Annotated in this window: 24 protein-coding genes and 1 pseudogene; 15 read left to right on the top strand and 10 right to left on the bottom strand. The window is 51.7% G+C overall.

The genetic code is table 11. The annotated features are described in order from the left end of the window. Nucleotides 1–74: 74 nt before the first annotated feature. The 8 genes from VRZ32_RS11150 to VRZ32_RS11185 form a co-directional block, all read right to left on the bottom strand. Nucleotides 75–332 carry a helix-turn-helix transcriptional regulator gene (locus VRZ32_RS11150; protein WP_414525800.1) on the bottom strand — a complete coding sequence of 86 codons (258 nt, stop codon included), beginning with the start codon at nucleotides 330–332 and terminating at the stop codon, nucleotides 75–77. Continuing rightward, on the bottom strand, nucleotides 333–731 hold the full coding sequence (locus VRZ32_RS11155) for a hypothetical protein (RefSeq protein ID WP_414525801.1): 399 nt from the start codon (nucleotides 729–731) through the stop codon (nucleotides 333–335). A 2-nt stretch (nucleotides 732–733) separates the two neighbouring features. Next, nucleotides 734–1,840 carry a DNA polymerase III subunit beta gene (dnaN, locus tag VRZ32_RS11160; protein WP_414525802.1) on the bottom strand — a complete coding sequence of 369 codons (1,107 nt, stop codon included), beginning with the start codon at nucleotides 1,838–1,840 and terminating at the stop codon, nucleotides 734–736. Nucleotides 1,841–1,924: 84 nt separating this feature from the next. After that, a complete protein-coding gene (locus VRZ32_RS11165; RefSeq protein WP_414525803.1) occupies nucleotides 1,925–2,851 on the bottom strand; it encodes a hypothetical protein in 927 nt (308 codons plus the stop codon). Between the two features lie 88 nt (nucleotides 2,852–2,939). After that, nucleotides 2,940–3,197 carry a DUF2312 domain-containing protein gene (locus VRZ32_RS11170; protein WP_414525804.1) on the bottom strand — a complete coding sequence of 86 codons (258 nt, stop codon included), beginning with the start codon at nucleotides 3,195–3,197 and terminating at the stop codon, nucleotides 2,940–2,942. Nucleotides 3,198–3,210: 13 nt separating this feature from the next. Beyond that, nucleotides 3,211–3,888 carry a hypothetical protein gene (locus VRZ32_RS11175; RefSeq protein WP_414525805.1) on the bottom strand — a complete coding sequence of 226 codons (678 nt, stop codon included), beginning with the start codon at nucleotides 3,886–3,888 and terminating at the stop codon, nucleotides 3,211–3,213. A gap of 104 nt (nucleotides 3,889–3,992) precedes the next feature. Next, the gene (locus VRZ32_RS11180) at nucleotides 3,993–4,223 is read right to left on the bottom strand and encodes a hypothetical protein (RefSeq protein WP_414525806.1); all 231 of its coding nucleotides are present in this window, start codon (nucleotides 4,221–4,223) and stop codon (nucleotides 3,993–3,995) included. A 21-nt stretch (nucleotides 4,224–4,244) separates the two neighbouring features. Next, on the bottom strand, nucleotides 4,245–4,523 hold the full coding sequence (locus VRZ32_RS11185) for a hypothetical protein (protein ID WP_414525807.1): 279 nt from the start codon (nucleotides 4,521–4,523) through the stop codon (nucleotides 4,245–4,247). 468 nt (nucleotides 4,524–4,991) lie between these two features. On the opposite strand from VRZ32_RS11185, the pseudogene VRZ32_RS11190 reads away from it, so the two are divergent. Beyond that, nucleotides 4,992–5,720, top strand: a pseudogene (locus VRZ32_RS11190) (IS5 family transposase); the annotation flags it as partial. On the opposite strand, the gene VRZ32_RS11195 reads toward VRZ32_RS11190, so the two are convergent. Continuing rightward, on the bottom strand, nucleotides 5,708–6,166 hold the full coding sequence (locus tag VRZ32_RS11195; protein ID WP_414525808.1) for a hypothetical protein: 459 nt from the start codon (nucleotides 6,164–6,166) through the stop codon (nucleotides 5,708–5,710). The pseudogene VRZ32_RS11190 and the gene VRZ32_RS11195 sit on opposite strands and share 13 nt — an antisense overlap. 237 nt (nucleotides 6,167–6,403) lie before the next feature. On the opposite strand from VRZ32_RS11195, the gene VRZ32_RS11200 reads away from it, so the two are divergent. Next, on the top strand, nucleotides 6,404–6,601 hold the full coding sequence (locus tag VRZ32_RS11200) for a hypothetical protein (RefSeq protein WP_414525809.1): 198 nt from the start codon (nucleotides 6,404–6,406) through the stop codon (nucleotides 6,599–6,601). 2 nt (nucleotides 6,602–6,603) lie between these two features. On the opposite strand, the gene VRZ32_RS11205 is transcribed toward VRZ32_RS11200, so the two are convergent. Beyond that, complete coding sequence (locus VRZ32_RS11205; protein ID WP_414525810.1) at nucleotides 6,604–7,011, bottom strand: hypothetical protein; 408 nt, start codon at nucleotides 7,009–7,011, stop codon at nucleotides 6,604–6,606. Between the two features lie 110 nt (nucleotides 7,012–7,121). Between VRZ32_RS11205 and VRZ32_RS11210 the strand changes: the two genes are divergently transcribed. The 13 genes from VRZ32_RS11210 to VRZ32_RS11270 all read left to right on the top strand — a co-directional run bounded on the left by VRZ32_RS11210 (nucleotide 7,122) and on the right by VRZ32_RS11270 (nucleotide 20,174). Further along, entirely contained in the window at nucleotides 7,122–7,382 is a 261-nt protein-coding gene (locus VRZ32_RS11210; protein WP_414525811.1) for a carph-isopro domain-containing protein, read from the top strand. Nucleotides 7,383–7,526: 144 nt separating this feature from the next. After that, nucleotides 7,527–8,015: a hypothetical protein gene (locus VRZ32_RS11215; RefSeq protein WP_414525812.1), complete on the top strand. Its 489-nt coding sequence runs from the start codon at nucleotides 7,527–7,529 to the stop codon at nucleotides 8,013–8,015. Nucleotide 8,016: 1 nt separating this feature from the next. Continuing rightward, the gene (locus VRZ32_RS11220) at nucleotides 8,017–8,337 is read left to right on the top strand and encodes a hypothetical protein (protein ID WP_414525813.1); all 321 of its coding nucleotides are present in this window, start codon (nucleotides 8,017–8,019) and stop codon (nucleotides 8,335–8,337) included. 2 nt (nucleotides 8,338–8,339) lie between these two features. Continuing rightward, entirely contained in the window at nucleotides 8,340–9,503 is a 1,164-nt protein-coding gene (locus VRZ32_RS11225) for a CHC2 zinc finger domain-containing protein (protein WP_414525814.1), read from the top strand. Continuing rightward, complete coding sequence (locus VRZ32_RS11230; RefSeq protein ID WP_414525815.1) at nucleotides 9,500–10,084, top strand: class I SAM-dependent methyltransferase; 585 nt, start codon at nucleotides 9,500–9,502, stop codon at nucleotides 10,082–10,084. Before VRZ32_RS11225 ends, VRZ32_RS11230 begins: the two co-directional genes overlap by 4 nt. Continuing rightward, nucleotides 10,081–11,793, top strand: a complete 1,713-nt coding sequence (locus VRZ32_RS11235; RefSeq protein ID WP_414525816.1) for a phage/plasmid primase, P4 family — start codon at nucleotides 10,081–10,083, stop codon at nucleotides 11,791–11,793. Before VRZ32_RS11230 ends, VRZ32_RS11235 begins: the two co-directional genes overlap by 4 nt. A 346-nt stretch (nucleotides 11,794–12,139) precedes the next feature. Further along, a complete protein-coding gene (locus VRZ32_RS11240; RefSeq protein WP_414525817.1) occupies nucleotides 12,140–12,988 on the top strand; it encodes a hypothetical protein in 849 nt (282 codons plus the stop codon). Between the two features lie 115 nt (nucleotides 12,989–13,103). Then, nucleotides 13,104–13,712 carry a hypothetical protein gene (locus VRZ32_RS11245; RefSeq protein ID WP_414525818.1) on the top strand — a complete coding sequence of 203 codons (609 nt, stop codon included), beginning with the start codon at nucleotides 13,104–13,106 and terminating at the stop codon, nucleotides 13,710–13,712. Between the two features lie 161 nt (nucleotides 13,713–13,873). Continuing rightward, complete coding sequence (locus VRZ32_RS11250; RefSeq protein ID WP_414525819.1) at nucleotides 13,874–14,530, top strand: hypothetical protein; 657 nt, start codon at nucleotides 13,874–13,876, stop codon at nucleotides 14,528–14,530. Nucleotides 14,531–14,535: 5 nt separating this feature from the next. Further along, nucleotides 14,536–16,455 carry a phage terminase large subunit family protein gene (locus VRZ32_RS11255; protein WP_414525820.1) on the top strand — a complete coding sequence of 640 codons (1,920 nt, stop codon included), beginning with the start codon at nucleotides 14,536–14,538 and terminating at the stop codon, nucleotides 16,453–16,455. A gap of 10 nt (nucleotides 16,456–16,465) precedes the next feature. Continuing rightward, on the top strand, nucleotides 16,466–16,669 hold the full coding sequence (locus tag VRZ32_RS11260) for a phage head-tail joining protein (RefSeq protein WP_414525821.1): 204 nt from the start codon (nucleotides 16,466–16,468) through the stop codon (nucleotides 16,667–16,669). Between the two features lie 3 nt (nucleotides 16,670–16,672). Further along, nucleotides 16,673–18,187: a phage portal protein gene (locus VRZ32_RS11265; RefSeq protein WP_414525822.1), complete on the top strand. Its 1,515-nt coding sequence runs from the start codon at nucleotides 16,673–16,675 to the stop codon at nucleotides 18,185–18,187. Further along, nucleotides 18,180–20,174 carry a prohead protease/major capsid protein fusion protein gene (locus VRZ32_RS11270; protein ID WP_414525823.1) on the top strand — a complete coding sequence of 665 codons (1,995 nt, stop codon included), beginning with the start codon at nucleotides 18,180–18,182 and terminating at the stop codon, nucleotides 20,172–20,174. Before VRZ32_RS11265 ends, VRZ32_RS11270 begins: the two co-directional genes overlap by 8 nt. Nucleotides 20,175–20,230: the final 56 nt, after the last annotated feature.

Below are 20,230 nucleotides of genomic sequence, written 5' to 3' on the forward strand. Positions count from 1 at the left end.
AATAGCATCGGACCTTGCCATGCCGATCTACATCCTCAATGCAATACTTTGGCAAACGCTTGACCATCTCGCCCTCACACAGATACGCGGCTCCACGGATCATCGTCTTCATGTCCACTGTCGCCCTCAATGGGAAGGCCGCGGAACGCGGCATCAAGATCATCTACGTCCCAGATTCGTCGACTATCGATCAGACGTGGACGGGGCATTCTTCCTTCGTTGACCAGTTGCCGAAATTTTGATGAACCAAGTCCCAGATAAAGCGCTGCTTCTGGTTCGCCCAATCCGCGGCGCAACTGGAAACGGGTTGCTACGGCAGATTTTGTTGCCATTTAAATGCCTCCTTCCTTCTCCAACCATGCGTCACGTTTCTTGCGCTCAGCGTCTAGGGCTTCTGCAAGGTCAAATGCGTGCTTTGCGAATTGGTCATATGCATCGAAGGCGGTTTTACCATCGAGGCAGAACGACGATAGAGCAGTCTGAAATGAGGATGGTGTGACTAAGGATTGCAAAGCCGCAATCGCGGTCTGATCGCGGAAGGTGGCATCTTCTTCCGTGTGTACTGAGCTAGCACTAGCACGATTCAACTCTTTTTCTGTGATGAATGTAGTCCCGGACGGGTTTCCATCAATAAGTACTAAAGCTCCGTCCACTATGACCTCTTTTAAGATACCACTGAAATTCACCCGATCGCCAACATTGAATTTAGGTGTCATTTGCTCGTCACTCATCCTCAAACCCTCATTGGCATGAGCACGATCAAGGCGTCGGTGTCGCCTGGATCGCGCAATGTTGCAGGTCCACCGGCGCTGGTCAGGCCTATTTGCAAGGTCTCACCAGCCAGAACACCAAGGGCTTCGGCCATGTATTTGCCGTTGAAGCCAATATCGATTTCCCCTGATGCTTCTGCATCAACCTCATCGCGTGCCTCTCCCACCTCCGGGTTTAGCGCCGAGAGCGTGAGCCCATCCGGTGAAAAGCTGAACTTCACTGCCCGGCCGCGCTCGTTGCTGACACTGGTAACGCGACTAACCGCGACAGAAAGAACTTCCCGTTCTACAGATGCCTCGATATCGGCCTTTTCAGGAATCACGCGCTGATAATCAGGGTAGGTGCCATTAATCAGTTTGGTCGTGAGGGCGGTGTTTCCCGCTTCAATCCGTAAGCGGTTATTCGAGGCTGCAATTTCCACGTAATCCGCGCCTTCACAGATTTTCGCGATTTCCATCACAGCTTTTCGGGGCACAATAATACCAGGAAGCTCAGCTGCACCTTCAGGGAGCGTTATGTCAGCAAGTGCCAACCGATGCCCATCGGTTGCGACCGCGCGCAGGAATGTTTTGTCATCCCGATCAGCAGGGTGAAGGTAGATGCCATTCAGATAATAGCGCGTCTCTTCTGTTGAGATCGCGAATTTCGTCTTGCTGATCAGCTGCGTCAGGCCACTGCCAGGCAGGCGGAACCCATAGGGCAAAGGGGCAAGATCTTCGCCGGGATAATCATCGGGCGGTAGCATTTGAAGCAGGAATCGGCTGCGCCCGGATTGCACCCGCAGCTGTGATCCAGTGGCATCGAGAGTAATCTGCCCGCCTGCTGATAGCTTGCGGACTATATCATGCAGCGGGCCACCTGGCGCGGTAATGCGACCATCCATTTCAATATCTGCAGGTGTGCTGTCCGATATCCAGATATCGAGGTCGGTTGCAGTAATGTTCAAGCGGCCATCATGAGCGGATAACAGCACGTTGCCGAGAACAGGTATGGTGGTTCGTGATGGTACGATGCGTGTTGTTCTGCCAAGTGCCCGCATCAAAGCATCACGTTCAATCGTGAGCTTCATGTGTTGTTTTCCTTTTTAGATGCTTATTCTATCGTGGAGAGCCGCGCTAACTCTCAAAGGCGCTGCATATTTCCGTGGTTGGCCTTATGCATTGCGAGCAATGTTTGCTTTCACTTGATCTTGCGCGTCTCTAATCTCTTTCATGCTATGAATAAGCGCATCAAAGGTGGTCCGTAGCCCGTCAAGTATCTTCGATGCCGCGTCTCTTGTTGTCTGCTCAGCCTGCGCATTTGCCGCATGCACCTTCGCTTCTGCATCGTCATCTTTGGCTCTGGCGCTCATCGTGGCTTCTAGTGCGTGACCGGATGCATTACCGATGGCTGTAAGCGAAGATGCCGATGCGGCGAGCGCGCTTGAGCGGGAGGTATGAGTTTCAGCAATTCTGCCAAGCTCCTTATTGTGCTTCAGCAGATCGGCTTTCTCATTCCGCAAGGCCGTGAGCTGCTCTGTCGTCCCTTCATTCTTTTTGATCGTGCCAGTAATAGTCTCGCAGCGCTTCCTATTCGCCTGCATTTGCTCAACTTTTGGCGCGGCATCCTTTGTTTCTTTTGTGGCTCCGCGTAAACTCTTCGTTGATAGAGCTATACAGGCAGCGCTCATACCAAAGCCAAGCCAGGCACCGATCATCATATCTTTAGCGCTATCTCTCATGCGCTGGGCTTCGGCCAGAAGCTCGGCACGTTGGCCAAGTGAACATGCTACAAACATCTGATGTGCGATTGCACGCTCTGTGTTAAGCGCCTTGGCAATAAGATCCAGGATAAGGGTTCTGGCAGGCGGGAAACCAACATTGATCCTGTGTTCCAATTCGTCTACTTGATAGTTTTTGAAGTCATCATCCGCACCCATGTAGGAATCGAATTTAAACTCGGGTGCACTTGAGTTAACTTGATAATAGCCAACACTTGCAGTTGATGATGCCGATCCTTTGCCGACAGTGCCAGTATGCGCGCCGCTTAAGGTTGTATTGATTATATTTGAATTGCCGATGCGAGATATTTTTTCAGTCATTTCTATCTCCCGTCATTCAATTTCTAAAGACAACTTCAAATGCTTTTCTTATATTCGAGTGAATACTGATTGTTTTTATATGATCGCCTCAAGTCATCATCCCTAGCGCCTGGAGATACAGCTCAAGAATGGCTTCCTCTTCCGCCCGTTCTTCCAGTGCCTTCTTGCGCAACGAAATGATTTTGCGAATGGCTTTGGCATCGAATCCACGGCCTTTCAGCTCCGTGTAAACTTCCTTGATGTCGGCAACGAGAGCCGACTTTTCTTCTTCGAGGCGCTCAATGCGCTCAACGAATTGCTTCAGTTCTTCAGCTGCTACGCCAGAGTCTGCGACATCTGTAGTCATGTCAGTTTTCCTTTCAGGCTGCCCGCAAGAAGGCGGTTGGGCAGTATTGTTTGAGGCGGGCTAGCCAGAGGTCAGCGGCTTTAGGCCACGGCCATGGGCGGATGCGTCCACCACGGATTGGTGAGGCTGGTTCAAAGGTTTTGCCTGTAACCGGGCGCAGCAGGTCGCGCCTTTCGGTGGCCAGCATGCGCAGGTCCATTTCGCGGATGTGGGCGCGGATATTGGCATCAGGAGCCGAAAGCCCGGCCGCTGCATGAATGGCGCTATCGAGGCGACTTTTCAGTTCGGCAAAGATATGGCTGATGTCATCGCCTTCACTGCCAATGCCTGCGATGCGGCCGATCTCAGCTAGCGCTGCCACAACCGGTGTGGGTGTATCGCCAATGTAGGCTTCGTGAGCGTCATGCAGCAGGAAATATGCAGCAAGCTCCACCCGTCGCGTCTCGACCATGAGAGCATCAGCACCCATCACACAATGCTGCGCTACGGAATAGAAAGCGCCATCGGTTGCGCCATTAAAGCGGGCAAGCTTGGCAAGTTGCGGCGCAATATCCTGTACGAAATCCACGCTAGATTGAGCTGGCACCATTAATGACATGGCTTTGCCCGAAGCGGTCTGCACCCAGGTGGATGGGGCAGCTGGTAATGGGTGTCGTCCGCTATTCGTCAAAGCTCTATTGGCCACAATCATTGTGTTTTTCCATCATCAAGGGCTGAAAATGATGGCCCATGCGCCTACGGCTGCGATGACCGTGACTGCGGCTAGGCCGTCGATAAGATCGTGAATGAGGCCGGTCATCGGACGTTGTCCTTGCTGGCTTCACGGCTTGCAGCGACAGTCCGGGCATCATTGATGTGCTCAATGATTTCGGCGCTGGTGAAGCCGGCATTAATGAGGTCCGTCACCGTGCATGCGCCCTGGACTGCTGTCGTCTCAAACAGGACATTGCCCATGCGGTTGATGATGGCTGTGACGGTTTGGCTGGCATCCTCGCCCGGTGATTGCCCATAAACGTTCTGTGCCATGGTGATTTCTCCCTGGCTGGTTTATGCGGCTTGTGAAGAGGATGGCTTTGCGAGGCAGGCTTCCAGCGCCTGCTCAACGTTGGCATTGGCTAATGCTATGCAGAAACAGGCAAAGCCTGCTTGCTCGCGCACTGCCTTATCGGCGGATTTTTTGGCGATGATTTCAGCCAAACGTGCCGAGTGAGCGATATTGATTTGTATGGCTTCGAAGGCCTTGGCTGCATCCCGATCCGGAATCTGCGAGTGGCTCTTGAAGCGCTCAATCAGCGTTAGGGCAGGGGAGGTATAAGGGCTGGGCATTGCATCGGTTCCATCGAGTTGATGGAAATAACTCTGCATAATGCAGAATTAAATGTCAATGCATAATGCAGAGAAATGTGATCCTCTATCTCTGCGTATTGGTTGTGATATCAAAGCAGCTACATTGTTGTGGTGAAAGCATGGGCATGAAGGAGGCAACTAGCGAATTAAAAAGGGAGCTTGTAGGCTCCCTTTTTAAGTTTTCTTTTCGAAGTTATGGTTATCTTGTTGAAATATTCTATTGCATTTAATTGCTGTTATCTTTCTTTTCAGAGGCATGGGAAGAGCTTGAAGAAAGATTGCAGCCTTTTATTAGGGTATTCATAGCTGCTGTGGAGCCTTTGGAATTAAATTTAGGTTAAGCCTTCAAATTAACGAATATTTATAAGTGTTTTGATTCACTCCCATCATCGCTTTAATTTTGAGGTTTCTGATGGGTGGATATCCTTTTTATATCAATGACATTGCCTGGTCCAAATTGCAGGATTTGTTGCCGAAGGTGAAGCGGGGACGGCGGCGTGTAAATGATCGGCGGGTCGTATCGGGGATTGTTTATGTTCTTCAGTCGGGTGTGATGTGGCGGCAGGCTCCGGCGATTTACGGACCACACAAAACACTTTACACGCGCTATCAACGCTGGAACGCTCAGGGCGTCTGGACGCGTATTTTTCAGGCTTTATCCGAAAAAGACGCGCAAGATGAGACACTTATGATAGATTCGACCACGATACGGGTACAGCGTTCGGCTCTTGGCGCCCAAAAAAAGGATGTCCTGCCACAGGTCGATCTTGCGGCGGTTGGACGAGTAAAATCCACCTGGCCTGTAACGGGCGCGGCAAACCCGTCGCATGGTTGATCACGGGTGGCAACATTCACGATGTTTGCCTCGCCCCGCTGCTGATCAACGCCTGCAATCATCCAAATTTACGCCAGATACTGGCGGATACAGGCTATGTTTCCAAAGACATCCGCGCCTGCGTTGAAGCCGCAAACATCACATATTGTGTGCCAGACCGAAAAAATGCAAAAGTCAAAAATACAATTGATACAGAGCTTTATAAAAAAAGATGGAGGGTGGAGGCATGCTTTGCCAAACTCAAAAACTGGCGCCGCATCGCTACACGATATGACAAATCAGCTCAATCGTTCCTCAACGCCGTAACAATCGCTATCTTATTCTCGTATTACTTAATTTGAATCCTCAGCCTAGTTTCGTGAAAATTTTGATCCAGAATTGTTAAAACGACAGATATTGAAGATTTTGCGCCTTTAATTTGATTGAGAAATTCAAGATCAGTTTCTGCTATAGCTCGTGCACCTTTATCGGTATTTGATATTTTGGCATCAAGAGAGTGTACATTACCCTTATCGATCCGGATTCTAATTTTAGGATCTGTAGAGTTGACAGTTTCAAGGCTATCTGCGGTTTCAAACGATTTGTCAGGGGTAACGAATACTATTTCTATTCCTTGCCCGTTGCACCTTACTCCGAAAAAATGTGTAAAGTTAGCATTGGCTGTAATGGCACTGTATTGAAGGATGTCTTCAAAGTCGCTGCTAGTTTTGTTGGTGAGCCATGTTGCTGATGCTGGCGTAACTAAAGTTGAGAGTATTGCTGCTACCGTCAGTGTTGCTCGGAACATGTTGCCCCCTATTGCTAAATGCCAATATACTCAAGCTTAAATCATGAGGGATTATATTTTTGAGTCAACTTCAGGTTGCGTAAGTCATGCTGAAAGAGGGATAAAATATTGATGGGGTTTGCTAGATTAACCACAATTCGTACGAATTTTCTAAATATCAAAATTATCTGTTTTTGATATGTTCCATACCTGTTAGTGTTCCGTTAACGTTCTTAAAACGATGGCAGGGGCTATGGTATGGGTAGCAGTGTAGATTTAAAACTTAATTCGGGATGCGACATTCTCACATCATTAGAGGTGCAAGAAATGTCTATCAAAATAATGCTGATGTTACTGGAAAGACCTGATATTGCAGGACTGGTAGTTGATGAAGTGGCGCGGTTCATTGAAAAAGATGCCGGCAGAAGTCTTGGTGCAAAGCAAATGCTTAATTAATTTTATAAGTTGCGTCTTGTCGTAGGCGATATTTGTTTTTTTGGTGAGGGAAGTGAGCTCTCTTGCAGTGTCGGAGTTGTCGGTAAAGCCATGCTGTTATCTTGAAGGCCTTTGACCATCAAGATTAATTCCGCTGCTTTAGTGAGGTATGGCCCTTCCAAGTTTCTAAGGGCTTCCAGGATGTTTCCTGGAAGCATTAGTTCCATCTCTCCTTCCCCATAATCTAGCCATCCTGGTGAGACTCGAAAAAAAGACGCGTATCGTAATATCTCATCGCGCGGGATACCTCGCAGGCCATTCTCATGCCCTGAATAGGTACCGTAAGCAGCTCCCATAGCTTCTGCAGCTTGAGCGGCAGATTTGAAGTGCCTTGCTTTGCGTGCAATGCGCAGTCGTTCATTCGGATTCATTGCTAAAAACTCATAATAAACTCATGAGCTGCATAATGCAGAGATTGTCTCTGCATGTATGATAGATGTTGCTTGACAAGTTTCTCTGCATTATGCAGATTAACTGTGCCATGCAGACATTTTCTTCAATCATTGATGCCTTTGGTGGGTATACGAAGTTTGCGCAGGCTGTCGGTATCGACAAGCTCGGTACTGTCAGCGCATGGAAAACGCGTGACAGCATTCCGTCATCATATTGGCAGCGTGTTGTAGATGCGGCATCTGAAGCGGGAATTGATGGTGTCTCGCTTGAGGCGTTAGCAATGGCAGCAGCAAACAAGAGGACTTCTAATTTTCCACTTGAGCAATCCATCTCTTCGGAGCCTGTCTGATGTCTCATTGTTTTTGTGTCCGTATCCATCATGGTTCAGATGCTCCTATGCCCGGCTGATCTGACCTTCTGACTACACCACACCGTTTCCATTCCCGGAACGGGAAAGCGTTATGCGTTTTCCCGTTGACAGCGGAGCTTTGTCATGAATCGCCCCATATCCGATGTGTGGTTTCACCGCGTGAAATCTGCAACGCGGGATCTGGTCAAAATGGCCGGTGGCGTTGTGCGCGCCGGTGAAATCGCCGGTGTCAGCAAAAGCGAGGTCTCGCGCTGGCAAGCTGCGACAGATGCCGACATCATTTCGCTACCTGCCGCGCTGGCGCTTGAAGCTGAATGCGGTGTGCCCATGGTGACGACTGCCATGGCTGAATTGAATGGCCGGCGGCTTACCGATCCCCAAACTGATAATGTTGCCAGTTGCCTGTTGGGTGCTTTCACCGGTTACACACGTGAATCGGCTGAATTGCTTGGCTCCATGTCGCAGGCGCTGGCTGATGGCAAGGTAACACCTGCAGAGGCAGAGCTAATCAGTCGTTCCATCGCTGATACGGAACAAACACTTACGCGTCTCAAGATGGTCATGGCCGGGATCAAGGTTGCTGGTTCGGCAACACTTCGCGTGGTGGTGTGACATGGGTGGCATCACTGAGCTTTCATTTCTTATCAAAGTGCTGGAGCGGCGCGGCTATCGCCATAGCGTCGCGAAGCATCTGCATGCGCTGTCTCGCGCGCATAAGGCTGCGGCAGTCGGTTTGAGCATTGGGCATCCCAGGCGCGATTATCATGCGCAGGCAGCAGATGACTGTTTGGCGTTGGCGGATCTCTACAAGAACGCCGAGCATCCATATATCGACCGTGAGGAAAGCTGGCATGACATGGTCCCATGGCATTCGCCAATGCGCGGTGGTGATGTATCGATTTCATCGCCAGCTGGCCTGTGTTCGGAGTTTTGATCATGGCGCGGATATCTGACTCTGCGCTCGATGATCTACGCGCTCGCAATCCTGTGCATGAGGTGGCCAGCCGTTGGGTGACCCTTCGGGCGCGACCTGGTGGGCGATATGCTGGGCCATGTCCCATTTGCTCTGCAAACACTGCATCGCGCACGGCTGGTCGCTTTGAAGTGACGGCTGATAAATGGGTGTGTGCGGTTTGCTTTGATGGTGGTGATGTTATCCGGCTTGTTGAACGTGTCGAGGGCAAAAGCTTTCGTGAGGCGGTAGAATCGCTTGGCGGGGCAGGTGAACCAGAGCCGGAACTGATGGCCAAGCGTGAGGCAGAGCGGGAAGAGCGCCGTCGCCGCGCAGCTGCTGTTGAAGCTGAACGGCGGAATCAGGAGCGGGCTCGTTGTTGGGACATCTGGGGCAGTGCCCAGGCGCGCTCTCCTGGTGCATTGGTTGCTGCTTATCTACACTTACGCGGCCTTGAAATGCCGGAAACGCGGGCTCTGCGCTCGGCGCTAGACGTGCCGTACTTCCACCCAGGGCCAGATGGCAAGCCAAAACTACTTTATCGCGGCCACGCAATGCTGGCAGCTATTCAGGATACAGCGGGTACATTCCGAGGTCTGCATATCACCTGGATTGACCTCGATCAGCCAGATGGCAAGGCATGGATTGCAGATCCTGAAACGGGTGAGCGATTGCCATCCAAAAAGGTGCGAGGCGTCAAGCAGGGGAATGCCATCAGATTGGTGCCCAGTCTGCATGCGCCTAGCCGTCTGGTGATGGGTGAGGGGATAGAGACGGTGTTGTCGCCCTGGAGCGTCATGCGCCGTGCAGGGCGTGATTTATCGCAGACGGCATTCTGGTCATCGGTTGATCTGGGCAATCTTGGCGGGCGTGCGCTGGAGACGGTGCCGCATCCGACAGAGACGGGGCCAAATGGTGCGCCGAGAAGGGTGCCGGGTGTGATGCCGGATATGTCAGTGGCTGGGATCGTGATCCCTGACAGTGTGACAGATGTCGTGTTGCTGGGGGATGGCGACAGTGATCGCTGCTTGACCGAAAACACTCTGCGCCGTGCCGCACAAAGGTTTGCAGCCCCAGGTCGCACCATTCGCCTGGCATGGGCACGCGACGGGCTTGATTTCAATGACATGTTGAGGGGGCGCGTATGAAACAGGGTGCGTCACGTCACGCTCTAGTAGATAGGGCAAACGATTTTTATGAAACGCCGCGTGAGGCTACTTTAGCTCTGCTTAGGAATGAGCCATTTTCTGGGGTTATCTGGGAACCGTGCGCAGGCCGGGGGGCCATCTCGCGTGAGCTTGAGGCTGCTGGCCATACAGTTGTTAAGCAGGATCTGGTTTCTTGGCCAGAAGCAGATAATGAAATTAAGACGCCGATTGATTTTCTTATGGAGCAAGTAGCGCCCTCAGGTTGCAGCTGCATAGTGACAAACCCGCCATATAAATTAAGTGATGAGTTTATCAGGCACGGCCTTTCATTGGTCGGCAAGGTCGTAGTTCTTTTACGTCTTATGGCTCTTGAAGGAGCTAAAAGGTCTGATTTGATTGATAGTCATCTTGTACGTGTTTGGGCTGGTATAGAGCGTCTTCCTATGATGCATAGATATGGCTGGGAAGGGCGCAAAAATGGCAATTCGGGCGCACCATTTGCTTGGTTTGTTTTTGAAGCTGCTCCACGTGGTGTAAGGCCAATAGAGCTGCGGCGCATTTCTTGGAGAAATGGCGCATGAATAATGAAGCAAGCCATGCTATCGCGGCCGCCATTGATGATGCTGAGGTAATCCTTGCCGGGGCAGCCAATCCTCCGCAGCCACCTGAAGATGAGCATCCAGTTTCTACTTATTCGCCACCTTCACTGGAGATCATACGGACCTGCGCCAAGCTGGACCAGAATGACACGGATAATGGCAAGCGTCTGATTGCTCATTTCGGGGCTGATATCCTGTTCGTGCGGGAAATTGGCGCGCATATCTGGAATGGCACCCATTGGGATCCCGATGGCGGGCAGGATGCTATCGAGCGTTATGCGCAGGAGGTTGCACGGCGCATCAAGCTTGAAAGCGGGGCTATCATGCCATCGGAGGCTGATGCTAAAGCAATCGAGGCATTCGAAAAGCTTAGAGGCCTGCCTGAGGATGGTCTCAGTGATGGTGATCGTGCTGTTATCAAACGGGGCGCGGATTGCGCTGCGAGATTGGCAAAAAAAAGGGCTGACAGGTACAAGTTTGCCGTCTCCTGCGGAAACAGAGCGCGGACTGTTGCCATGATTGCGCAGGCCCAGCCGCATCGGTCTGTGGCTCCCGCAGCCCTCGATTCCGATCCGATGGCTTTCAACGTTCAAAACGGGACGCTTATTTTCCGGCGATGGATGGAAGAGGTGGAGGATCTGGAATGTCCTGATCCGTCAGAACGGCGCTTGAGTAAGCGTGTCCGTGTGTCAGCCTCGCTAATTCCGCATGATCGTGAGCGGCTAATCGCAAAGATCGCGCCTTTTGTGTATGACAAGCGTGCCAGATGTCCGCATTTTTTCAAGTTCTTGCGGCGCATGCAACCCGATCGAACGCAAAGGCGATTTTTGCAGACAGCTGTCGGCCGGGCCATGATCGGTGGCGCTACAACTCAAGCTCTGATTTTTCTTTATGGTGATGGTGCAAACGGCAAATCCGTCTTCATGGAAGTGATTGCGGAATTGCTGGGCGCTTATGCCGGTCGCCTCAAGCCAGAAACAATTACTGGCTCGCTTGAGGGGCGGGGCGATCAGGCAACGCCAGATATCGCACGTCTGGCTGGCAAGCGCTTTGTTGCCATCGCTGAGCTGGGGCGTGGTGCGCCATTGCGCGAAAGTCTTGTCAAAACCATGACAGGTGGCGAGCCCATGCCTGCACGCCATCTCAACAAGGGCTTTTTTGACCTTGTGCCAGAGTTTATTCCCTTCATGTCCGGCAATGACTTGCCTGAAGTCGGTGGACTTGACCATGGTATCTGGCGACGCCTGAAGTTTGTCCATTGGCCAGTGAAAATTCCGCCAGAAGAACAAAGGCCTTTGCGTGAAATGGTGGATGGTATGCTGGCGGAAGCGCCGGGCATCCTCAACTGGGCCATTGAAGGGGCCTTGAGATTTCTGCGTGATGGTTTGCGTGATCCGCCGAATGTCACTGCACTGACGGCAGCGCACAGGGAGGACCTTGATCCCGTGGGGGCATTCCTCACTGCCTGTGTGCGAACCCGTGAGGGTAGCGAGGTGCAGGCTCGGTCCATGTTTGAGGCGTTTGTCAGCTATTGCGAAGCGAATGCCATTCGTGCCTGGAAGGAAACAGCCTTTGGCCGTGCGCTGAAAAAGAAGGGGCTGGTGCGTGATGACAAGCGTATTCGGCGCTGGGTGGATGTCGAGTTGTTTGACGTGCCGCATCGGCCTGAGCCCCGCAGCCCCTACGACTAAGGCATCAAGCAGGCAAAAACCCTCGCAAAAGCGCGATAGTTGCGATGGTTTTGCGAGGGTTTTCAAGGAACTATCGCAGTCGAATTAATTAGCGGTGTCAGCCACTTAATGGCGCTCCGCGATAGTTGCGATAGTTTTCTCGCGTGTGTGTATGTGAATAGGGCTCCGGGTATAGAGAGAATATATTTTCTATACACGTTACGGGAATAACTATCGCAACTATCGCGATAACTAAATAACATATTGAAAAACAAAATAAAAATAGCTGCGATAGTTTGTCGCTAACTATCGAAAAACTATCGCAACTATCGCAGACAACCATAAACTAGCAAAACAGGGGCAGGCAATGCGGACCATCACCATCGAGCAGGCGTTGCGTTGGGCTTACGTGGATGAGTTGCCAAAAGCGCCATCCTTGGGCAATCGGCTTACCCCAGCGAGCTTTCCGCGCGGCTGGGAGAGCGTGGAGCATTTTGGCGATTACCTGGCGATTGTTGATGTCTCGCCTCGGCCGGAAAACGCTTTTGGGCTTGTGCCTGACTTTTCCGCAGCTGATGTGCCGCATGAAGATGCAGTGCGTATTCATGAGGCAGTGATGGAGCTCAATCGCTGCCCGGTGGTGGTGCCGCAGGATTGGTACCCGTTGGCTGATATGGATGGTCTTGATGGATTGGGATATCTGGCGGTTGAGCATGCGCTTGAGCGGATTGCGCCTGTTGGTGCTGATGGTGAGCGCTGGATGAAAGCGCGCCCTGCTGCCCTCATTCAGCGCCATGCCATTTTGGGTGGTTCGCCGGACTGGGAGAGTGAACCGATTGAAAGGCGGTTTGTTAGTGAGTTTGGTAAGCCGCTGTGGTTCCGCCTTGAGCAAGTGGAAATAACGCCAACGGATAAAAAGCTGGGTATTGCTGCTGAGGTGATCACTGTTGAGGTGGATGGGAGAAACGAACGCACACGTCGTCCCTATGCTGATGCTTATCGCAAAGAGGAGCTACATCCTGATCCACTGCACCTGATCATGCACCGTGCGGAATATGAGGTCTGGCATCAGGGGCTGGAAAGGCTTGTGGATGCTCTGTCAGGTCATTTGATGTCATTCAACGTAATCCCAACAAATCGCCACCAGCGGCCATGGGAGGCGATTCACGGGGATAATTTGCGCGATGCCAAAAACAGAAATGTAGAAATCTCTTGACTTGCGCCAGCTGCTTGACATAGGGTTGTCCACGGTGAAAAGCCACAAAGAAGATATGACCTCGCAACCTGATTGGCGGCGGGGTTTTTTGTTGTCTGTTTGGGCGAGGTGACCGATGGCAGGTGTAGTCAAGGTTGCATGGGCCGATGATACTCTTAAGCGCTACGCCAATCGGCTTAAGACGTTGAATGACCGCTTCCCGGTTATTTTGCCACGTATAATTAATCAGGTTGGTAATAAGGCCAAAACCCAGGTCATCCGCAAGCTAACAGGCCAGACAGGGTTGCCTCGGAAAACCATCGTCAAAGCCATTGGTAATCCAGCAACTGCAAGATCAAATGCCCGTCTTTCCTATGAGATGGTTACGCGGGGTGGTTATGTTCGTCTGAAATATCTGAAGCCTCGGGAAATGATGCCAGGTGTTATTGCCAGGCCTTTTGGCAAGGCTACACTCTATCCGGGTGCATTTATGAAAGGCGGTGCCTTTCCTAAGCGCAAATTCGTTGATGAGTTTGGTGGGCATATCTATCGACGCCTTGGCTATGACAACCGCCGTGACGGTTCAAGAGGCGATCGTATTACTCAAGTACGATCTGAAATGGCAATCCCGAATGAAATGACAACGGGTGCAACCAAAGCGGCTTTCGAAAAGACGGCGGGGCCATTGCTTCAGGAGCGGGTTGAGAAAGTGCTGGCCACCTATACGCTGAAGGGGCTGATATGAGACGTGCCGGAGCCAAGCCCAGATGCCCGATCGATCCCCCCGGTTTGGGTCCTTCCCAGAGGGGTACAAATAGCGGGGGTACATACCTGCGGGATTTCGCCAGACATCCATTAAAATCAAGCCTAAAAATGGGCTAAAATTAAAGATTGGGTTTTTTAGCGATGACAGAAATACCTGATGTCGTTTCAAGATCCCAATTTGCTGCTTTATGTGGCGTTTCACCTGGGCGGGTTACACAGTGGGTGAAAGCACGTCAAATTGATGATGCTGCGCTTGACGGCTCTGGGCGTGGCTCAAAGATCCGTGTGAAAATTGCTGCTGAACAATTAGGTATAAGGCTCAATGTTAATCAGCGGTTTGGGTTGAATGGTATTGGTACTCGATTGCCGCTTGAAGAGGATGAAGCGCCTGAGCTCAAGCATGTTCCTCTCATTCCCGTAGAGGCACCAAAGTCAACTGCTAGCACGATCGAGTCCAGGATTGCTGCCGAGAAGTTGGCGCAAGCTGAAATGACCACCGCACGTATGCAGCGCGAGGAAATGGCAGCGCGAGGGGTCTATGCGGTCTCAAAAGTTGCTGAAGCGGAAATGGTGCGATTGGCGGCATCAATGCTGACGGTCTTTGAAGGCGCATTATCGGATTTTGCGTCAGCGATTGCAGGTCAGTTTGAGCTACCGTCTCGCGATGTGCTGCATTTGCTACGCCAGCAATTCAGAGAGGTGCGCGAGCGGGCCGCTGCAACTTGCCAACTTGAGATGGAAGGTTTGCCCGAATTTATCGAAGCGCCTGACTCTGACGACACAAGCGTGGTGGAATAAAGATCGTGCCAGTTATCCTTGCGAATGCGGCTTATTTAGCAAGCCGTGCGATGGCGCTTGTTCTGAAGCCGCCGCCGCCTGTCGATTTTGAAGATTGGGCGATTAACAATGTCGTCTTTGATGAGCGTGAGTCCTCATTTGCAGGGCCATATAATCCTAATGCATTCCCTTATTTCTCGGAAATTCTGCGGGCATTGGGACCGGATGATCCATGCAGGTTTGTGACCTTTGCCAAGTCAGCGCAGTGCGGCGGCACGGTTCTGGCCAATATCTTTGTGCTGGGTGCTAGCCATCTGGCGCCAAGCAACGTTTTGTATGTTCATCCGACAGAGGATAACGCTCGTCGCTGGAGCCGGATGAAGTTGGCTCCGATGCTTTCCAATACGCGTGTGCTGCGCGAAATCTTTTCGTCCAAGTCACGTGATGGAGCAGATAGCGTCTTCTATAAGGAGAGGATGGATGGTCGCGGTGCTATCCTGATCTCAGGGGCAAACTCACCAGCATCGCTATCGATGATATCGATCAGAAGACAGGTGCAGGATGACTTGTCCAAGTGGGATATCAATGTGGCTGGTGATCCAGAACAGCAGGCAGACAGTCGCTCGCGCGCAGAAGAGTTTGCGAAGATATTCAAGATCTCGACACCGATGGTTGCGCCTGGTTGCCGCATTACTCGTAACTTTCAGGCAGGGTCGCAGGAATATTTCGAAGTTCCATGCCCTCACTGCGGTCATTACCAAACGCTGGAATGGGAGAATTTTCAGGACACCATTGATGAAGAGCACCCTGAAAAGGCGTGTTTTACCTGCACGGACTGTGGAGCTCTTATCATGGAGCATCACCGCCCAGGTATGTTGAAGCAGGGCAAGTGGGTTGCTCTTAATCCGCAAGCTGCTCGTGAACATCGCTCATTCTATCTTTGGTCAGCTTATTCACCGCTGCAAAGCTTTGAACGTATTGCGCGGGAATACCTAAAGTCAAAAGGCGATCCTGCGGCTGAGCAGGTGTTTCTGAACGACACAGTAGGCAAGGCTTATCAAGCACAAGGTGAAGCGCCTCCATGGGAGATGCTGCGCCAGCGTGCAGAAGAGACTGGTTATCGACGTGGCACCATTCCTGCTGGCGGCCTTGTAGTCACCGTTGGTGTGGACTGCAATAAGGATTTTATTGCATGGCAAGCCGTTGCCTGGTCGCGGGATGGGCGGCGCTTTGTGATTGATGCTGGTACGATCAACGGTCACATCAGTGAGCAAAGATGTCATGATGGGCTTGATGATCTGCTGAAATCCACCTGGGTAAATTCGGTGGGTAGGAAGATCGGCATCGACCTTATGGCGATAGACGGTAACGACTCTACTGAAGATGTTTTTGGTTGGGTCGGCCGTCATCCCATCTCAAAAGTTATCATGATCCGAGGCATTCCTAACGAAAATGTCCCTTTGGTCGCACTGGTCAAGAAGCAGAGAAGTAACACTAACGGTAAAGTGCTCAAGCGATCCCGCCGCTTCTACAACATCAATCAGGCGGTGTTTAAAATGGGATTGTACCGCAATCTCATGCGGGAAGATCCGTTGGCAAAAGGTTATGTGGGGTTTCCGGCTGGGCTCGAAGATTCCTACTTTCATGAACTGACGGCAGAGCGGCGTAAGCCCATTCGTCAACGGGATGGTTTCATCAAATACCTTTGGACGAAAGTCGATCCAAACCAGAGAAATGAGATGCTCGATACCATGGTGCAGGCTGAGGCTGCTGCAACCAAGTTCGGCATCCGCGATATGCTGGATACGCGTTGGGACAGGTTAGAGGCAGAAAGAGAAGCGCCATTACAGGAGGCGCAACTTGATCTTGAAGATCAGCTATTCCTGCCGTCACAACAGCCGCGTACTGCTCATGTGCCGAAAATCAAGAAATCAGATTGGCTTTAAGGAGGCAATGATGTCGAGCATTGATGATCGTATCGCTGCCCTTACAGAAGCGATCGCCATGGGTGCAAAGCGTGTGACGTTCCATTCAGGAGGCACGCGCCGAGAAGTGGAGTATCATTCGCTTAAGGAAATGCAGGATCTTCTCGATCGCTTGAAAGCAGAGCAGGCTTTAGCGCAAAGACGAAAATCTCCGATCATTCTGGTGGCGAACTAGCTCATGAAAAGTAACTTTCTTGACCGGGCGATTGGTTGGATCGCGCCGGAGGCAGGCGCTCGCCGGATACGCAATCGTGCTGCTATGGATATCATGATGCGTGGCTATGATGGAGCTCAGCGCTCCAGAGCAATGCATTCATGGAAAACGCGTTCTACATCAGCGGATGCCGAAATTGCCAAGGCAGCTTCATTGTTACGGGATCGTATGCGCGATCTGGTACGTAACAATCCATATGCTGCAAATGCGTTGTCCGTTCTGGTCACGCATACGATTGGTGATGGGATTACACCGCGCGCCAAGGATCCAAAGATCAATGAGCTTTTCCAGCAGTGGTGTATCCGTTGTGATGCTGACGGTCATCTGGATTTCTATGGTCTCCAAGCCCTTGTATTTCGAGAAATGCTGGAGTCTGGTGACGGCATAGTGCGTCGTAGACGACGGCAGTTATCTGATGGTTTGCCAGTGCCTCTGCAGTTGCAGGTCATCGAAACAGACCAGATCGACAGCTCCCGTGATGGCCGATTCAGCGGCAAAGATATTATTCAAGGGATTGAGTTTGACGATATTGGGCGTCGCCGTGCTTACTGGATGTATCCTAACCATCCTGGTGGTGCGTTTATTGGCTTGCCAGGCTCCCTGTCGTCGCGGCCGATACCTGCTGAAGATATAGCGCATTTGTTTGAAAAGCAGAGAACGCAAGTGCGGGGCGTGCCTTGGGGGTCGCCAGTCATCAGTTCTTTGCAGGCGCTTGCCGGATATGAGGAAGCGGAACTTGTTCGTAAGCGAATAGAGGCCTGCATGGTTGGCATCATGACAGGTGCCGATATTGATGATGGTATTGGTATTTCCATGGATGGGCCAGACGGAAAGCCTTTGCCGCCTGGAGTGTACGATGCCAATGGCGAGCGGATAGAAAAGTTTGCTCCTGGCATGATCTATAACGCTGTTGGTGGGCGGGATGTAAAATTCACACAGCCAGCGAGCACTGGTAGTTACGATGCTTACAAAACAAGCATGTTGCATACTGTCGCCGCTGGTTTTCGTGTGCCACATGCGTTGTTGTCAGGTCGCCTAGACAAGGTGAACTACAGTTCGTCCAAGGTTGGGCTTGAGGGCTTTAAGCTCACCATCAGCGCTCTGCAGTGGCATATTGTCATTCCGATGTTGTGCCAACCCGTATGGGATTGGTTTTGCGAGGCGGCTTATCTCGCCGGAAAAATCTCCAGCCCTGTAGTACCTGTCGAATGGTCGCCACCGCGATTGTATTCGGCTGATCCAAATCGGGACGTAACTGCACGGGTTGCAGAAGTCAGGGCAGGATTCAAGTCGCTGTCATCAGCCATTTCCGAGACGGGCTACAACCCGGATGACGTTCTGTCAGAGATAGCTGCTGACAACGCAAAGCTCGATGCTCTGGGACTTGTCTTCGACAGTGATCCACGCCGCATTTCGCAAGCTGGGCAAACACAGCAAGCACAGTCAGACATTACACAAGAGGATGATCAGGATGCATAATGGCGCTTATAGCCATCCGGCAACGTTGCCGATGCAGACAAGGGAATCGCCTATTGCGGACACATCTATTGATGTGAATGCACGCACTGTAAACGTGGTCTTTACCACAGGAGCAGCAGTGCGACGCACACGGTGGGCAGGATGGGACTCTGCTGTGCCATTCGATGAGGTGCTTGAGGTTAGTAGTGAGGCGATTGACCTCACGCGGTTGAATGCAGGCGCTCCAGCTCTCGATAGTCACAGTATTTGGTCATCGCATTCGCAAGTTGGTGTCGTCGAACGGGCCTGGATCGAAGGTACAGAAGGCCGCGCCACAATCCGCTTCCCCTCAGTTGGTGTCGATGCAGCTGCAGACAGGATGTTCAGCCTCGTATCAGAAGGCATCGTTCGCAATATCTCAGTTGGTTACAGCATCAATCGTACGAAGGTCATCGAGCCCGAAAACAAGAATGAAGTCGAGCGCCGGATTGTCGAGCGCTGGACACCTATGGAAATCAGCTTTGTGACAGTGCCAGCCGATCCCGGCGCGCAGGTTCGTTCGCAAGATGTAACGAGCTACCCAGTCATGATCACTACCACCCGCTCAAAAATGGAGGCAGAAATGTCAGAGAGCACTATTGCAGCGGGCACTTCCGCTGTTGGTTCCACCATCAGTTCTGAAGTTCAGGGTACACGCGCTGCCGTTAATAGCGTTGATGCTTCCCGCTCTGTTGCAGAGGCTGCTGAGCATGCGGTTCGTGCCGAGCGCGATCGTGTAGCCACAATCTCTGGCTATGCAGAAACAGCTAATGTGCGCCATCTTGCTGATGAGCACATTCGTTCGGGTTCAAGCGTTGAAGCATTCCGCGCCGCCTTACTTGATCACTTAGTTGCCAAGGAACAAGAAGCACCTACAAATAACACTGTACGCGCTCAGGTCGGCACCGATGAAATTGAGAAACGCCGTGCCTCCATGACAGAAGCGCTCTCCTATGGTTTGGGTGCACCAGTTCCACATGCTGGGCCCAGTGAAGGTGCACGTCAGTATATGGCGCGAGGTCTGGTTGATCTTGCAGCTGATACTGTGGGCTTCCGTGGTGGCCGCATGCTTAATGCGCGTCAAATTGATGATATTTTCACCCGCGCCTCGCACACAACCTCTGACTTCCCGATCATTTTCGAAGGGGCCATCAATCGCGCTCTTGAACAGCGTTATGCTTTGGCCCAGCCAACATTCCGCCGTTTCGCCAAGAAGCGCAATTTCAGGGATTTCCGTCCTGACACGACTGTGAAGCTGGGCGATTTCCCGCTCTTAAAGAAGGTGATGGAAGGCGGTGAGATCAAATACGGTACCTTTAATGAGGGCAAGGAGCAGGTTCAGGCTTTCAGTTATGCGATTGCTCTGCGCGTTACCCGCCAGATGTTGATCAACGATGATCTGGGCGCTATCTCGGAGCTTCTGGCAAGCTATGGTGCTTCGGTAGCTCTGTTTGAGGAAATGACATTCTATTCGACGGCGTTTAACAGCAAGTTGGCTGATGGCAAGGATGTATTCCATGCTGATCATAACAACCTCGCTTCAGCAGGAACAGTGATCGACGTTGACAACGTGGGTAAGGCCCGCGCTGCTATGTCGAAGCAGAAAAGCACTGAAGGTAACCCCTTGCTTGCTAATCCGCCAAAGATCTTGCTGACCGGGCCGGATAAGCTGACAGAAGCAGAAAAGCTTCTTGCCTCAATCACACCGGCTACAGTCTCCAACGTCAACATGTTCTCAGGACGACTTGAGCCGCTGGAAAGTTCTCAGCTGTTAGGCAATGCCTGGTACCTTCTGGCAGATCCAGCTTTCGGTTCCAACTACCGCTGGGGTTATCTTGAAGGATACGAAGCCCCCCGCGTGCGGATGGATGAGCCATTTGGTCAGCAAGGATTTGCGATGTCGGTCGAGCATGACTTCGGCTGCGGCGCGACCGATTTCCGCTTCGCTTACAAAAACCCTGGCGCGTGATCCAGCATGCTGCGGCCGGAATTGTTTCCGGCTGCTTTATTCATTCAATCATTGGA

Source organism: Pseudochelatococcus sp. G4_1912 (genome assembly GCF_047501465.1).
In the GTDB taxonomy this organism is placed as follows: Bacteria; Pseudomonadota; Alphaproteobacteria; order Rhizobiales; family Beijerinckiaceae; genus Pseudochelatococcus.